Here is a 15075-nt window from a genome sequence, read left to right as displayed (position 1 = left end):
TCGCAGCCTTCGGCAGCTCCTGCAGGGGGTTTTGTTTGAATGGGAAATCGGGGTAAGGCCTTTCTGTCAGTCCATTTGACCGGAATAGACGCTGCGACGCTCTGCCATGCTGGTTAAGATCGCTGCATTCCTTTTTCGCTTGCCGAGGTTGTCATGCGCTTTTCCGATCTGCTCGAGGCGGTTCGTCGCCAGCCAGAAGTGACCATTCCCGCCGAATGGGGTCAGGGCCGGGCCAGTTTTGGCGGCCTGGTCGCGGCGCTGCAATACGAAACCATGCGCGCGAAAGTGCCGGCCGAGCGCCCGGTGCGTTCGTTGGCGATCACCTTTGTCGGCCCGGTTGAGCCGGACGTACCGGTGCGTTTCGAAGTCGATGTGCTGCGTGAAGGCAAAGCAGTCAGCCAAGTGCTGGGCCGTGCCCTGCAGAACGGTCAGGTGGTCACGATTGTGCAAGGCAGCTTTGGTGCCTCGCGACCTTCGGAAGTCGCGGTGGCAGCCTATCCGGCAGCCGAGATGAAGCACTGGGACGATTGCCAGGAGTTGCCCTATATCAAAGGCGTGACCCCGGAGTTCATGCGGCATCTGGCGATGCGCTGGAGTGTCGGCGGCATGCCGTTCACTGGCAATAAATCGCGGCAGATGGGCGGTTGGGTGCGCTTGCGTGGAGACGTTAAGGAAGAACCGGTCAATGAAGCGCATCTGCTGGCGCTGGTGGATGCCTGGCCTCCGGCACTGTTGCCGTATCTGAAGAAACCGGCGCCGGGCAGCACGTTGACCTGGACCATTGAATTCGTGCAGCCGTTACGCGACTTGAGCACCCTGGACTGGTGCAAATACCTGGCGGATATCGAGTACGCGGCTGATGGTTACGGCCATGTGGCCGCCAAGCTGTGGAGCTCGGAGGGGGAGTTGATCGCCATGAGTCGCCAGACCGTGACGATTTTTGCCTGAGTCACTCAGTGCCGACGATGGCGCTCCCGCCAGGCGCGCCACCAGCCGCCACTGAGGAAAAACCGTGGAAAGGTCAGGAACTGCTCGACCAGCAAGCGCGACACGGCATCTTTGCGATCACTGAACGGCTCGGAGGCTTGCGCCTCCAGGCTGTGGCCATGGCGCTGCAAACCCAGCGCCGCGACAATCCCGATTACGCCGATGGCGACACTGGCCAGGCTCAGGCTGAACACTCCGGACACGATCAACAGAAATGCGACGATGAACAACGGCACGGCGATCAGGTGCAACACCAGATTGGTCGGGTGCTGGTGATTGTTCGGGTACGCGCGCCATTGCCACGCGGGAAGGTTGGGATGACGTTTGCCCATGTTGACTACTCCTCGATCCATGTTGAACACATGCTTGAAGAATAGGCCGGGGCGGGTGGGGCGGCGAATCAAGGTTGGCTATTGGCATCATAGTAATGGTGAACAAAAAAAGATCGCAGCCTTCGGCAGCTCCTACATTGAAATGCGTATACCTGTAGGAGCTGCCGAAGGCTGCGATCTTTTGATCTTCAGAGTTTCAACTGCCCGATTGCCTTGTTGAGCTCCCCGGCCAACGTCGCCAACTCATTACTGGTGGTCGCCGAATCCACGGTCTGCTGCACGGTGTTTTCGGTCACATCACGAATGCTCACCACTGCCCGATTCATCTCTTCCGCCACTTGGCTCTGCTGCTCGGCCGCCACCGCAATCTGCGTGTTGCTCTCGCGCATCTGCGCCACGGCGCCAGTGATTTCCGCCAGCGCCTCGCCAGCCTCCTGTGCCTGCTGCACGCAGTCGTCGGCCTTGTACGAACTCTCCTGCATGAAGTCCACCGCATCGCGGGTGCCGGCCTGCAGCGCCGAGACCATGGTGGTGATTTCATCGGTGGAGGTCTGCACGCGTTTCGCCAGGTTGCGCACCTCATCGGCGACTACCGCAAAACCGCGGCCCATCTCGCCGGCACGGGCTGCTTCGATGGCGGCGTTCAGCGCCAGCAGGTTGGTTTGCTCGGCGATGCTGTGAATCACGCTGACCACGCCGTTGATCTTCTGGCTGTCTTCGGCCAGGCGCTGGATCATTTCGGCGGTCTGCTGCACGCCGCTGGAGAGTCCGGCAATCGATTGCTGTACGCGACTGACCACTTGCTGACCGCTGCCGGCCAGACCATCGGCGGTCTGCGACAGATCGCGGGTGGCGCCGGCGTGCTGGGCGATGTGATAAACCGTGGCGGTCATCTCGTTGATTGCGGTGGCGGCCTGATCGGTTTCGCTCTGTTGGCCGAGCATGCCGTGGCGCACTTCGTTCATGCTCGCCGCCAGGCGCGCGGCACCGACGTCGAGTTGTCGCGCAGTGTTGGCGACGGTGGTGACCACCCGTTGGTAACCGGCCTGCATCGCGTTGAACGCGTTGGCCATCTGCCCGACTTCGTCCTTGCACGCCAGCGGCACGCGAGCCGAGAGGTCACCGCTTTTCTCCACATGCAGCATCACGTCTTTCAATGTGTTGAGTTGGCTGAGCAGGAAGCGGATCAGCAGTTGCGAAGCGCCGAGCATGGCCAGCATCAGGATGAACACTGCCACCGCGTAGTTGGCAAAACGTTCACTGAACACTTGCGCCAGGCTTGGACCATAGGCAATGACTGCCACCTGCTCGCCGTCGGCACGGCTGAACACTTCGGCGCCCATTAACGGGTTATTGCCGAACAATGGCAGGTGATTGATTTCGTTCCAGCCGTTGTTGTCACTGATCTCCAGCACCGGCTGATCGTTGAGGCGCGGCGCTTCCCCGCGTTTGAAGGTCAGAATCTGATCAGCCTTGGGCAATGCCTGCCCGGCCGGCCAGGCCTTGAGCAATTGTGCCTGGGCCTGGGCGGAGGCCTGCGCCGCGTGGCTGCGCGCCTGCTGTTCCAGTTGCACGGCGTACAGCACCAGCAACAGAGTGGTGACGAAAGCGACCGCGTTGACCGCCCAGAATTTGTATTTCAGCGAGATATTGCTAAGCCAGGCACCCATGGAGGTCTTCTCTGATAGCGGAAACAGTTTTGGCAAGGTGCCAGCATTGTGCCGCCATGCAGATCTGAAGATCTTGATACATATCAAAAGAACACATTCCCCCTGTGGGAGCGAGCCTGCTCGCGAAGAGGGCGTGTCAGCCAACACCCATGCCATCTGAACCACGGCTTTCGCGAGCAGGCTCGCTCCCACAGGAGAATTTCGGTGTGTCAGGGAAGGGCGGGAAGGTTGAAGAACGCACGGGCACACGCGGTGGTGTGCGCCGCCAGGTCTTCCTCGCTCTCGCCTCGGTGCAGCGCCACTTCGCGCAATACTTCGGTCAGATACGCCGGCTCATTGCGGCCGTTCTTCGGCTTTGGCCGCAGGGTGCGGGGCAGCAAGTACGGCGCGTCGCTTTCGAGCATCAGTCGTCCGCGTTTGATCTCCTTGACCAGCGAGTGCAGGTGCGTGCCGCGGCGCTCGTCGCAGATCCAGCCGGTAATGCCGATGTGCAGATCCAGATCCAGGTAACTGAACAAGGCTTTCTGCTCGCCGGTAAAGCAGTGCACCACAGCGGCGGGCAGTTGATCACGAAAGTCCCGGAGGATTTCCAGCAGACGCTGGCTGGCATCGCGTTCGTGGAGAAACACCGGCAATTGCAGTTCTACCGCCAGCGCCAGATGTTCTTCGAGGACTTTTTCCTGTTGCGGGCGCGGCGAGAAATCACGGTTGAAATCCAGCCCGCATTCACCCACGGCGACCACGTTTGGCTCGTGCAGCAGACTGCGCAACCGGCGCGCGCTGTCAGCATTCCAGTCACTGGCCGAATGCGGGTGAATGCCGGCGGTGGCGAACAGCTGTTGGCCACCGTCATCCAGTTGCCGGCATAGCTCCAGCGCCTGTTCGCTACCTTCGACGCTGGTACCGGTCAGTACCAGTTGGCAAACCCCGGCGGCGTAGGCGCGGTCGAGCACGGCCTGATGTTTTTCAGCAAAACCGGGGTTGGTCAGGTTGACGCCGATATCGATGAGTTGCATGGTTCTACCTCGGGCCGAAGGCCGGAAAGCATACCAGAGCTGTAGATTTATAAGAAAAACCAAGAACTACAAAGAGTTATAGCTGTCTTTTGATGCCGTGACAGAGCCCGGGTGGCGGATAAGCCATCACTGTGCCAGTCTCTCGCACTTTGCCAGCGCTCCAGGCGCTCTGTTTTCGTCGGCGATTTCGACCGTTCAGCGGTTAAAAAACGCCCCGTATTCTTTCCGGAGAGTGGATGCATCGTCCCTCGGTTTTGCTTCTGTTGTGTGCGTCGCTGCTACTGCCGATAACGGCGGTTGCGCGCTTGCCCGGGCCACAGCAAGCCGTGCCGGCCGCCAAGGTCCGCGACCTGTCAGAGATACGCAGCAGCCGCGTACTGCGAGTGCTGGTCAACCAGAGTCGCAACAGCTCCGGAGAAGTCCAGGGCCAGGCCATCGGTGTCGAATACCATCGCCTGCGCGCCTTCGAGCAATACCTCAATGGCCATGCGCGCGATGGCCAGGAAGTCACTCTCAAAATCATTCCCAAAGCCAAGGATCAACTGCTCGGCGCGTTGCAACGCGGCGAAGGTGATCTGGTGGCGCCCGGCGAGCTGCTTGATCTGCAGCCGGGCCACGCGGTTGCCAGCAGTGAGCCGATCGCCAGCAACGTGCCGCTGGTGCTGGTCGGTATCAAGGGCGAGCGTCGTTACACCAAGGTCGAGCAGCTTTCCGGCAAGACCCTGGCCTTGCCCACCGGCAGTGCGGCGGGGGACGCGGTCAGCCAGCTCAATCAGAAACTGGCGCTGCACAAACTGGCACCGATCAAGATCGAATGGGTCGATCCGACGCTGGCGGTCGAGGACGTGCTGGAGATGGTGCAGGGCGGAATCTTCCACCTGACTATCGTTGAGCAACCGATCGCCGAGCGCTGGGGCAAGATCCTGCCCAAGCTGCGTTTTGACCGGCAATTGATGATCAGTGAACCGGGTGAGGAGTACTGGTTCGTGCGTCGTGATGCCTCGATGCTGCGGGCGAGCATTGATCGCTTCCTCGGCGGCTACAAGAAACCCGCGAACGAGGATGCCGAATTTCTGCGGATCTATCGGCGCCTCTACCAAGTGCACTATCCGTTGGCCAAGGCTGACCGTCAGCGTCTGGAAAAACTGCGCCCGACGCTGCAAAAACACGCCGATGCGCAGAACATGGACTGGCTGAACCTGGCGGCGCTGGCCTTCAAGGAGTCGGCCCTGCAACCCGGCGCCCGCAGCGGCAGCGGCCCGACCGGGTTGATGCAGATCACCCCGTCCGCGGCGCAGCGGGTCGGTGTGAACAACATCCAGAATCTCGATGCGAATGTGCAGGCCGGGGCCAAGTATCTGGCGATGATCCGTCGCAAGTTTTTCAACAGTCCGAAACTCAATGAGCGCGAGCGCATGGCGTTCACCCTGGCCGCTTACAACATCGGTCCGGAACGGGTGCAAGGCATGCGCGCCGAGGCTCGGCGGCGCGGGCTGAATCCCAACCAGTGGTTTTTTCAGGTCGAGCGCATCGCCATGGAGCAGGTGGGCATGGGCCCCGTCAGCTATGTTAATAGCGTGAACAAGTACTACCTGGCGTTCGACCGGGAGCGGGAGTCACTGGAGCCCCGGGAACAGAAAGTCGCCTCACGTAAATGATCAAATAATTTGATTGTTATGGCGGAATAATTGCGCTTTTAACATGAATTTAACTGATTAATATAGCGGCCAATCCCAACACACTTCTCGCAAAACAAGGAATGCCCCATGAGCTCACTGATCAACAAGGTTCTGTTCACCCGCGCCGGTTACGGCCTGACCATTCTGCGTATCGCGGTCGGCGTGATCTTCGCCGCCCACGGTTCGCAAAAACTCTTTGGTCTGTTTGGCGGTTACGGTCTGGCAGGCACCGCGCAGTACATGGACAGCATCGGTCTGCACCCGGGTTACCTGATGGCCACATTGGCCGGCGGCACTGAGTTTTTTGCCGGTCTGGCGTTGATCATCGGCCTGCTGGTGCGCCCGGCGGCGCTGGGCCTGACCTTCCTGTCGCTGGTGGCGATCTTCACCGTGCACATCAGCAATGGTCTGTTCATGGCCAACAACGGTTACGAGTTTGCCCTGGCGCTGCTCGGTGGCAGCCTCGCGGTGATGATCGAGGGCGCCGGCAAGCTGTCGGTGGATCGCGCCATCGCCGGTTGAGCGCTCTGGATCAAGCAAAAGGCCCGCATTGTGCGGGCCTTTTTTTGTTGTGGCTGATTCTTGACACTCATCGGTCACGTTCTCTAGGATGTTGCACATGCGCCGATTTAAACAGCTACTTGCGGGGCGCCAGGTGACTCAGACAGTTGCCGTCAGAAGCCGGAACAGGGCTTCGAAATACCGCTAAAGCGCTGGTTCGGTGTTGCCTCTCACCTGCCATGCAGACTTTTGAGGCAGAGACACGACACGATGAATGCACTACGCCCTCCAGCACGTCCCGCGCCGATCACGGCACATATCACCCAACGCAATCCAAAAATCCTGCTTGGCGGCAAACACCAGCCGACGCTGTTGCGTTATCTGGATGGCTGGCCACGCCGCAGCGGCGGTCCTGCCGCGTTCCTGATCCAGTTCGTTGAAGACGGCGAGTCGCTGGCGCGCTTTGCCAGTGACAGTTTTGACCTCGCCGTGATTCAGGCGCCGAGCGCTGAAGACGCGCCAGAAATGATTAAGCAACTGACCCGCGTTGCGCGGCAGGGACTGATCACGCGCCGCTGAGAGTTACGGATACTCGATCGCCACGATATAGACAAACTGCTCACCGGTTGGCGTCTGCACCCGAACCTCGGCGTCCAGCGCCTTGCCGATCAAGGCACGAGCCAGCGGTGAGTCAATGCTGATCAGACCCAGTTTCAGATCCAGTTCATCCGGGCCGACGATACGGTAGCGCGACTGCTTGCCGTCTTCGTCCTCGATGGTCACCCAGGCACCGAAGTACACCTTGTTCGGATCGCTGGGTTTTTCGCTGACGACCTTCAGTGCTTCGAGTCGCTTGGTGAGAAAACGCACGCGGCTGTCGATCTCGCGCAGCATTTTCTTGCCGTAGGTGTACTCCGCGTTTTCCGAACGATCACCCTGCGCCGCTGCCTCGCTGACTGCCTGCGTCACTTGCGGGCGGCGCACATGCCACAGTTCATGGAATTCGGCGCGCATCCGCGCTTCACCTTCAGGGGTGATCAGCGCGGTGCCGGCGGTGCGGGGAGGGCGATAACGACTCATGGCAACTTCTTCTGGTGACGAAGGCTGGAGTCTATCAACCCTCGCGCAAGACTGTCAGCGGACTCGCATTCAGTGCTCGACGCGTGCCGAACACCCCCGGCACCGCCAATCAGTGCGGCGCCAATTAATGGCAGCACCAGCAGCCATGGATGCGGATGCCATGGCAGATCGAAGGCAAAGCGATACAACACCAGACTCACCACTTCCGAACCGATGGCCGCCAGCAAACCGCTGACCGCGCCGAGCAGACCGAACTCGATACGCCGCGCCTTGACCAGCAACTGCCGTTGCGCGCCCAGTGCGCGTAACAACGCGCCTTGGCGAATGCGCTCGTCCAGCGTGGCCTGCAAGCCAGAGAACAGCACCGCCATCCCCGCCGCCAGCACAAACAACAATACATACTCCACCGCCAGGGTGACCTGGGCGAGGATGCTGCGCAGTTGTTCCAGCAGAGCTTCGACCTGAAGGATGGTCACCGCCGGGAATGCTCGTGACAGCTCGACAATCTGCTGATCGTGACCAGGTGCCAGATAGAAACTGGTCAGGTAAGTCGCCGGCAGATCCCTCAGGGTGCCGGGCTGGAAGATCATGAAGAAGTTCGGCTGAAAGTTGTCCCAATTGATTTCGCGCAGACTGGTGACCCTGGCTTCACGATTGACCCCGCCCACGCTGAACACCATGCGATCGCCGAGTTTGAGCTTGAGGCTTTCGGCGACTTTGCCTTCCACCGACACGCCCGGTATGTCTTCCGAGGGTTGCCCGGTCCACCACACACCGGCGGTGAGCGTGTTGCCGGCCGGCAAGTCGGCGGCCCAGGTCAGGCTCAAGTCGCGTTGCACTGCACGGTCGCCGGCGGAATCCTTGCTGACGATCTGCTGCACCGGTTCGCCGTTGATGCTGATCAGCCGTCCTGGCACCACTGGGTACAACGGTGCCGCTTGAGCCGAGACTTTGATCAGGTGGTCGGTGAAGGCCTGTTTATCCGCGGGCAGGATGTTCAGGGCAAAGTAATTCGGTGCGTTTTTCGGCAACTGGTTTTGCCAGGTGTCGAGCAGCTCGCCGCGCAGCAGAGCGATCAATGCCATCGACAACAGGATCAGACCGAACGCCAGCGCTTGCCCGGCCGCCGCCAGCGGATGACGCAACAACTGCCCCAGACCGAGGCGCCACGGCAGCGGCGCACGGGCGAGCATCCGTCGCAGGCTGTTGAGCAGCAACAACAGCAAACCACCCAATACCAGCGCCGCGATTACACCGCCGCCCAGCAGGGCGAAAGTCAGCAACAGATCCAGACTCAGGCGCCACATGATCAGACCCAGTGCGCCCAGTGCCGCGCCGTAGACCATCCAGGTACTCGACGGAATCGGCAGCATGTCACGGCGCAGCACGCGCAGTGGAGGCACCCGACCCAGCGCGGCAAGCGGTGGCAGGGCGAAACCGGCCAGTGCGACCAGTCCCGTACCGATGCCGGCCATTGCCGGAAACAGGCCGCCCGGCGGGACATCTGCCGGCAGCAGATCATGCAGCAGGGCAAACAGCCCCAGTTGTGCCAGCCAGCCAAGCACCGCACCACTGAGGGCGGCGAACAGACCCAGTACGCTCAGTTGAATACTGAACAACAGCATGGTTTCTCGACGCGACAAACCGAGGCAGCGCAGCAAGGCACTGGCGTCGAAGCGACGACTGGCAAAGCGGTTTGCAGACAGCGCCACGGCCACGCCGGCCAGCAGGACCGCGACCAGACTCGCCATGTTCAGGTAGCGCTCGGCCTTGCCCAGTGCGCCGCCAATCTGCCGGTTGCCGTCGCGCGCATCCTGAATGCGCTGATTGGCGGCCAGGCCCGGTTTGAGCAATTGCCGATAGGTTTCCAGCGCCTGCGGTTCGCCGCGCCACAGCTCGCGGTAGCTGACGCGGCTGCCGGGCTGTACCACGCCGGTGGCGGCAAGGTCGTCGAGGTTGATCATCACCCGAGGCGTCAAGCTGTAGAAATTGCCGGCGCGATCCGGTTCGTAGGTCAGCACGCGGGTCAGTTTCAGCGTTTTCATGCCGACGTCGATGCTGTCGCCGATTTTCAGATCCAGGGCGGTCAGCAAACGTGCCTCGACCCACGCTTCACCGGGTTGCGGTTCGCCGCCGGTTGTCTCGGCGGCAAACGGCGCCGGGGCACTTTTCAGTTCGCCGCGCAGTGGATAAGCGCGGTCGACGGCTTTGATGCTCGATAACTGAATGCCGTTGTCGGTGGCGACGACACTGGAAAACTCCACGACCCGTGCATGATTCAAACGCAGCTCGGTGCCGCTGCGAATCTGTTCGTCGCGGGCCGGCGAACTGCCTTCGAGGACCAGGTCGGCGCCAAGGAACTCGGTGGCGCGCAGCATCATCGCGCCGTTGAGACGGGCGCCGAAGTAGCCGATGGCGGTACTCGCGGCCACCGCCACCAGCAGGGCGAAGAACAACACGCGAAGTTCGCCGGCGCGGGCATCGCGCAGCAATTGGCGAAGGGCGAGACTGAACAGACGCAAGAGCGGCAGACGTGCCATCAAGGCTCCAGAGGGGCGACCAGCAGCCCGGCTTCAAGTCGAATCAGGCGCCGGCAGCGATGGGCCAGGCGTTCGTCGTGGGTCACCAGTACCAGCGTGGTGCCGCGTTCCTTGTTCAGTTCGAACAGCAAGTCGCTGATGCGCTCGCCGGTGTGGCTGTCGAGGTTGCCGGTGGGTTCGTCGGCGAACAGCACGTCGGGCTCGGCAGCGAAGGCGCGGGCAATCGCCACGCGCTGCTGTTCGCCGCCGGAGAGCTGGCGCGGCGAGTGCGTCAGGCGCTGGCCGAGGCCGACGCGCTGCAACAATTCAGTGGCGCGCTCACGGGCGTCCTTGCGGCCATCGAGTTCCAGCGGCAGCATGACGTTTTCCAGGGCGTTGAGGCTGTCGAGCAACTGGAACGACTGAAAGACGAAGCCTACGTGCTCGGCACGGATGCGCGCGCGCTGGTCCTCGTCGAGACTGCTCAGGCCCTGGCCGGCGAGAATGACTTCGCCGCTGCTCGGCAAATCGAGACCGGCGAGCAGGCCGAGCAGGGTGGATTTGCCGGAACCGGACGCGCCGACGATGGCCAGGCTGTCGCCCTGGTTCAGTTCCAGGCTGAGTTCGTGCAGGATAGTCAGTTCACCTTCCGCGCTGGGAACCACTTTGCTGAGGTTCTTCGCGGTGAGAATGCTTGCGCCCATGGAGAATCCGATGCGTGTGTGGTTTTTGAGTGCTGGCCTGGCCTTGATGTGCATGGCCCAGAACGCAGCGGCGGGTACTGTCCTGATCGTTGGCGATAGTATCAGCGCCGGTTTCGGACTGGATACCCGCCTGGGGTGGGTATCGCTGCTCGAGCAACGGCTCAAGGCTGAAGGTTTTGACGACAAAGTGGTCAACGCCTCTATCAGCGGTGACACCAGTGCCGGAGGCCAGGCGCGCCTGCCGGCGCTGCTTGCAGAGCATAAGCCGGAACTGGTGATCCTCGAACTGGGCGGCAATGACGGCCTGCGCGGAATGCCGCCAACGCAATTGCAACAAAACCTTGCGGCAATGATCGACCGCTCGCGCCAGACCGGTGCCAAGGTGCTCCTGCTCGGCATGCAATTGCCGCCCAACTACGGCAAGCGTTACACCGATGCCTTTGCCGAGGTCTACGGCAAACTTGCGGACGAGAAAAACATCCCTCTGGTGCCATTTTTCCTCGAAGGCGTGGGTGGGCATCCCGAGCTGATGCAGGCCGATGGTCTGCACCCGGCAGTCGGGGCTCAGGGCAAGTTGCTGGAAAATGTCTGGCCGACGCTAAAACCGCTGTTATGAGGCTTTTCTAGTGGCAGGCTTTCGGCTAATGTGGCGCCCCCTTATTTGGAGCCCCCGATGCCGCGTCCTGCCTGGTCCCTGTTTGCCTACCAACTGATCGAGCCTGACGAACAGCTGGATCTGTTCGCCTGCCAGGAAGTGCGGGTGCATCTGGTGACCCGTCAGCTCGAACTCGGTGGCTCGGCCGACCGCACGTTGTGCGGCAGTCTGTTGCCGGCGCAACCGCGCTGGTCGAGTGTGGATCGCCGAGTGTTCCAGGATCAGCGACTGTGTTCGTTGTGCCGGGCGATTCTCGAGTCACAAAAACGCGGCACCTCGCCGATCTGGCCTGAGTTGCGTTTCGAGCTTTAGGACCAACAGATCGCAGCCTGCGGCAGCGCCTGCATGAAGACTTCTGGCTGCCCATCGGCGCATCTCCCCGAATTCCCGAGGCGCGGTGTACAATCGCGCCCTTATACCCTTGTTGATCATGCGAAGGATTTTCCGGATGTTGCCGCGCTTTCCTGCCGTCACCCGCTGCCTGTCACTTGCCGCCCTGTGTGTGGCCGGTCCTGTTGCTGCATTGGAGTTTCCCCTGCCACCGCCTGGTGAGGACATCATCGGCCAGGTGCAGGTGATCAAGGCCAAGTACGAAGACACTTTCGCTGACTTGGGAACCAAGTACGACCTGGGCTATTCGGAAATGGTCGCGGCCAACCCGGGTGTCGATGCCTGGCTGCCGGGCGCGGGTACTGAAATCGTTCTGCCGACGCGGTTCATTCTGCCGCCGGGGCCGCGCGAGGGTATCGTGATCAACCTCGCCGAATACCGTCTCTACTACTACCCGAAAGGCCGGAACGTGGTGTACACCTTCCCGCTGGGTATCGGCCGTGAAGGGTGGGGTTCGCCAATCGCGCATACCTCGATCACCGCCAAGACGCCGAACCCGACCTGGACCCCTCCTGCGTCGATCAAGGCCGAGCACGCCGCTGATGGTGATCCGCTGCCGAACGTGGTGCCGGCCGGTCCTGACAATCCGCTGGGCCCGTTCAAGTTCACCCTGGGCACTCCGGGCTACCTGATCCACGGCTCGAACAAGAAGTTCGGCATCGGCATGCGCACCAGCCACGGCTGCTTCCGCATGTTCAACAACAACGTGCTGGAAATGGCGGCCATGGTGCCGGTCGGCACTTCGGTGCGTATCCTCAATGACGCGTACAAGTTCGGCAGCAGTGGCGGCAAGGTCTATCTGGAAGCGCACACGCCAATCGACGACAAGGGCAATCCGTCGGTAGTCGACAAGCACACCGCGGTGATCAACGCGATGCTCAAGCGCGAAGACGTGACCAACAATCTGCGCGTGAACTGGGATGTGGTGCGTGATGTGGTGGCGGCTGAAGACGGTCTGCCAACCGAAATCGGCACGCCGAACACCTCGGCACCGATTGTCTCGAGTGCGCCGATCGACCTGCAGCAGTAAGCTCGATCCAGACCCGCCGATGCGAGAAGCGTCGGCGGGTTTTTTATTGTCCGGACAAAAGCTGCAGGCACAAAAAAGCCGACCCAGAAACTGGGTCGGCTTGATAACAATCCCGAGGGATTATTACTTGCGGCTAGCTTTGTCCAGCATACGCAGAGCACGCTCGTTAGCTTCGTCAGCAGTCTGTTGTGCTTTTTGAGCAGCAGCCAGAGCTTCATCAGCTTTACGGTATGCTTCGTCTGCACGAGCCTGGGCGCGAGCAGCTGCGTCTTCAGTAGCGGTCAGACGTGCTTCGGTTTCTTTCGATGCGCTGCTGCAACCGGTAGCCAGAACTGCGGCCAGAGCCAGAGCAGAGAATTTCAGAACGTTGTTCATCGTGTTCCCCTTCAAGGACTTTCAATTAAGTGGCTTTCTCCTCCGATTGAGGAAATAGCCGGCGTACATACTACCCATTACTTGTAGTAAGTAAACTGACGTAGCGCAAGAAGCAAAAAAAATTGTAGGCGTTGATTCTTTTTCGAGCAACTTTTAACGGGGCTGATTAAAAAATATCCAGCTGCAAGCCCCTGCCTGAGCGAGTTAATGAGAAAAAGTTCCCGCTGTCACGTGCTGTTTTCGGTGTCTTGCACCAAGTCTGCCTAGATGAATTCGTCTACACTTTTGTTCCGATTTTGCATGACGCCTCACATATCTTTGTCGCTCTTGAGGTGACTTTAAAGAAGAGCCTGCGTCTTAAGTCTCGACATCCGGCAATGTTCAGGTGAGCGCCTCGGGATATGTTCCCCGCGCCTGCCACTACGCCCATCGGAGTTATCCGTACAACCTGCACGATGACGAGCGCACCTTGAGCATTTTTGCCAATGGTGCCTACTATTTATCACGTGCTCGGTTGCGCGAGATCGGTGTGGCTTTTCTCGGTGTCCATCAGGCACGGGGTGGCGTAGATGTTCCTTCGCCGGAAAAACATCGGTAAGGTAGGGGTCAGAATTCAAGACCCGCGAGGAGTAGTGATGAGCGAGGCGTTGTCCATCCACCATGACCAGGCTGGTCATCAGTTCGAGACCAATGTGGACGGTCATCGTGCCTACCTGACCTATATGGATCTGGGAAAACAGACCCTGGATATCTACCGCACCTTCGTGCCCAATGCCCTGCGCGGTCGAGGCATCGCGGCAGCGCTGACCGAAAGCGCGCTGCAGTACGCCGAGGAAATGGGCTACACGGTGATTCCGTCGTGCTCCTACGTCGAGCGCTATATGGAGCGCCATCAGAAGCGCGCGGCGAAAATCTGATTACCCCTACACACAAAAACGCCGGGCAATGCCCGGCGTTTTTTTATGCCTGCGAAACGCTGATCAGCTGCGCTGACGCTTCGGCAGCACATCCTTGAGCTTGGCGTGCATGCTGCGCAGGGTGTTCTCGGTGGCGGACCAGTCGATGCAGGCATCGGTGATCGACACGCCGTATTGCAGGTCGGCGAGGTCTTTCGGGATGGCCTGACAGCCCCAGTTCAGATGGCTCTCGACCATCAGGCCGATGATCGACTGGTTGCCTTCGAGGATCTGGTTGGCGACGTTCTCCATCACCAGCGGTTGCAGAGCCGGATCCTTGTTGGAATTGGCGTGGCTGCAATCGACCATGATGTTCGGCTTGATCTTCGCCTTGTTCAGCGCCTGCTCACACAGGGCGACGCTGACCGAATCGTAGTTCGGCTTACCGTTGCCACCACGCAGCACCACGTGACCGTAGGCGTTGCCCTTGGTGGTGACGATCGACACGCCACCTTCCTGGTTGATACCGAGGAAACGGTGCGGGCTGGAAACCGACTGCAGGGCGTTGATCGCCACGGTCAGGCCGCCATCGGTGCCGTTCTTGAAGCCGACAGCCGAAGACAGGCCGGAAGCCATTTCACGGTGGGTCTGGGATTCGGTGGTACGCGCGCCGATGGCCGACCAACTGATCAGGTCCTGCAGGTACTGCGGGGAGATCGGGTCGAGGGCTTCGGTGGCGGTCGGCAGGCCTTTCTCGGCCAGGTCCAGCAGCAACTGGCGACCAATGTGCAGGCCGTCCTGAATCTTGAACGAGTCATCCAGGTACGGATCGTTGATCAGGCCTTTCCAGCCGACGGTGGTCCGTGGCTTCTCGAAATACACACGCATGACCAGGTACAGGGTGTCGGAGACTTCCTCCGCCAGCACCTTGAGGCGGTCGGCGTACTCGTGGGCAGCCTTGATATCGTGGATCGAGCACGGGCCGATCACTACGAACAGACGGTGGTCGGTGCCATCAAGAATGTTGCGAATGACTTCGCGGCCCTTGGTGACGGTGCGCAGGGCAGCGTCGCTCAGAGGGATATCACGCTTGAGCTGATCGGGAGTGATCAGGGTCTCGTTAGAGGCGACGTTTAGGTCGTTGATCGGTAAATCAGCCATCGTTTACTCGTCAGGTCACGGGTGCCGGCCGCCAGCGATCCCCGCGCGGCGGAGCACAGCAGATTTAAGCGCGTCGGGGA

At 60.6% G+C, this 15075-nt stretch carries 15 protein-coding genes and 1 pseudogene; 8 read left to right on the top strand and 8 right to left on the bottom strand.

Annotated features, from left to right (window positions below):
* Positions 1-153: 153 nt before the first annotated feature.
* Entirely contained in the window at positions 154-948 is a 795-nt protein-coding gene (locus GTQ41_RS18770) for an acyl-CoA thioesterase II (RefSeq protein ID WP_047295496.1), read from the top strand.
* Positions 949-953: 5 nt separating this feature from the next.
* On the opposite strand, the gene GTQ41_RS18765 is transcribed toward GTQ41_RS18770, so the two are convergent.
* The 3 genes from GTQ41_RS18765 to GTQ41_RS18755 form a co-directional block, all read right to left on the bottom strand.
* Positions 954-1319, bottom strand: coding sequence for an Mpo1-like protein (locus GTQ41_RS18765; protein WP_047295495.1), 366 nt, complete (start codon positions 1317-1319; stop codon positions 954-956).
* A 188-nt stretch (positions 1320-1507) separates the two neighbouring features.
* Positions 1508-2989, bottom strand: coding sequence for a methyl-accepting chemotaxis protein (locus GTQ41_RS18760; RefSeq protein WP_047295493.1), 1482 nt, complete (start codon positions 2987-2989; stop codon positions 1508-1510).
* Between the two features lie 209 nt (positions 2990-3198).
* Positions 3199-4005 carry a TatD family hydrolase gene (locus tag GTQ41_RS18755; protein ID WP_047295491.1) on the bottom strand — a complete coding sequence of 269 codons (807 nt, stop codon included), beginning with the start codon at positions 4003-4005 and terminating at the stop codon, positions 3199-3201.
* Positions 4006-4241: 236 nt separating this feature from the next.
* Here GTQ41_RS18755 and GTQ41_RS18750 point away from each other — a divergent pair, with 236 nt between their 5' ends.
* The 3 genes from GTQ41_RS18750 to GTQ41_RS18740 all read left to right on the top strand — a co-directional run bounded on the left by GTQ41_RS18750 (position 4242) and on the right by GTQ41_RS18740 (position 6764).
* A complete protein-coding gene (locus GTQ41_RS18750) occupies positions 4242-5663 on the top strand; it encodes a transglycosylase SLT domain-containing protein (protein WP_047295489.1) in 1422 nt (473 codons plus the stop codon).
* A 108-nt stretch (positions 5664-5771) separates the two neighbouring features.
* Positions 5772-6206: a DoxX family protein gene (locus GTQ41_RS18745; RefSeq protein WP_007964771.1), complete on the top strand. Its 435-nt coding sequence runs from the start codon at positions 5772-5774 to the stop codon at positions 6204-6206.
* Positions 6207-6455: 249 nt separating this feature from the next.
* Positions 6456-6764, top strand: coding sequence for a hypothetical protein (locus tag GTQ41_RS18740; RefSeq protein WP_003226820.1), 309 nt, complete (start codon positions 6456-6458; stop codon positions 6762-6764).
* A gap of 3 nt (positions 6765-6767) precedes the next feature.
* Here the strand turns inward: GTQ41_RS18740 and greB are convergent, their stop codons facing one another.
* The 3 genes and pseudogenes from greB to GTQ41_RS18725 form a co-directional block, all read right to left on the bottom strand.
* Complete coding sequence (gene greB / locus GTQ41_RS18735) at positions 6768-7265, bottom strand: transcription elongation factor GreB (protein ID WP_016770885.1); 498 nt, start codon at positions 7263-7265, stop codon at positions 6768-6770.
* Positions 7266-7299: 34 nt separating this feature from the next.
* Positions 7300-9805: pseudogene (locus GTQ41_RS18730) on the bottom strand (ABC transporter permease).
* Positions 9805-10488: an ABC transporter ATP-binding protein gene (locus GTQ41_RS18725; protein WP_041069503.1), complete on the bottom strand. Its 684-nt coding sequence runs from the start codon at positions 10486-10488 to the stop codon at positions 9805-9807. The pseudogene GTQ41_RS18730 and the gene GTQ41_RS18725 overlap by 1 nt, the downstream one beginning before the upstream one ends.
* 10 nt (positions 10489-10498) lie before the next feature.
* Between GTQ41_RS18725 and GTQ41_RS18720 the strand changes: the two genes are divergently transcribed.
* From GTQ41_RS18720 to GTQ41_RS18710, 3 genes are all read left to right on the top strand, one after another.
* Positions 10499-11104: an arylesterase gene (locus GTQ41_RS18720; RefSeq protein ID WP_047295484.1), complete on the top strand. Its 606-nt coding sequence runs from the start codon at positions 10499-10501 to the stop codon at positions 11102-11104.
* Positions 11105-11161: 57 nt separating this feature from the next.
* The gene (locus tag GTQ41_RS18715; RefSeq protein WP_003226812.1) at positions 11162-11455 is read left to right on the top strand and encodes a hypothetical protein; all 294 of its coding nucleotides are present in this window, start codon (positions 11162-11164) and stop codon (positions 11453-11455) included.
* A 136-nt stretch (positions 11456-11591) separates the two neighbouring features.
* Complete coding sequence (locus GTQ41_RS18710; RefSeq protein ID WP_041069516.1) at positions 11592-12563, top strand: L,D-transpeptidase family protein; 972 nt, start codon at positions 11592-11594, stop codon at positions 12561-12563.
* A 123-nt stretch (positions 12564-12686) separates the two neighbouring features.
* Here GTQ41_RS18710 and oprI read toward each other — a convergent pair whose 3' ends face one another.
* Entirely contained in the window at positions 12687-12938 is a 252-nt protein-coding gene (gene oprI, locus GTQ41_RS18705; RefSeq protein WP_025113130.1) for an outer membrane lipoprotei OprI, read from the bottom strand.
* A gap of 635 nt (positions 12939-13573) precedes the next feature.
* Here oprI and GTQ41_RS18700 point away from each other — a divergent pair.
* On the top strand, positions 13574-13855 hold the full coding sequence (locus GTQ41_RS18700; protein WP_025113131.1) for a GNAT family N-acetyltransferase: 282 nt from the start codon (positions 13574-13576) through the stop codon (positions 13853-13855).
* A gap of 63 nt (positions 13856-13918) precedes the next feature.
* Here GTQ41_RS18700 and GTQ41_RS18695 read toward each other — a convergent pair whose 3' ends face one another.
* Positions 13919-14995: a 3-deoxy-7-phosphoheptulonate synthase gene (locus GTQ41_RS18695; RefSeq protein ID WP_003226802.1), complete on the bottom strand. Its 1077-nt coding sequence runs from the start codon at positions 14993-14995 to the stop codon at positions 13919-13921.
* Positions 14996-15075: the final 80 nt, after the last annotated feature.

The sequence above is a fragment of the Pseudomonas sp. AN-B15 genome, assembly GCF_019056475.1.
GTDB lineage: Bacteria > Pseudomonadota > Gammaproteobacteria > Pseudomonadales > Pseudomonadaceae > Aquipseudomonas > Aquipseudomonas parakoreensis.
This window is presented reverse-complemented; position numbering and strand designations above follow the sequence as displayed.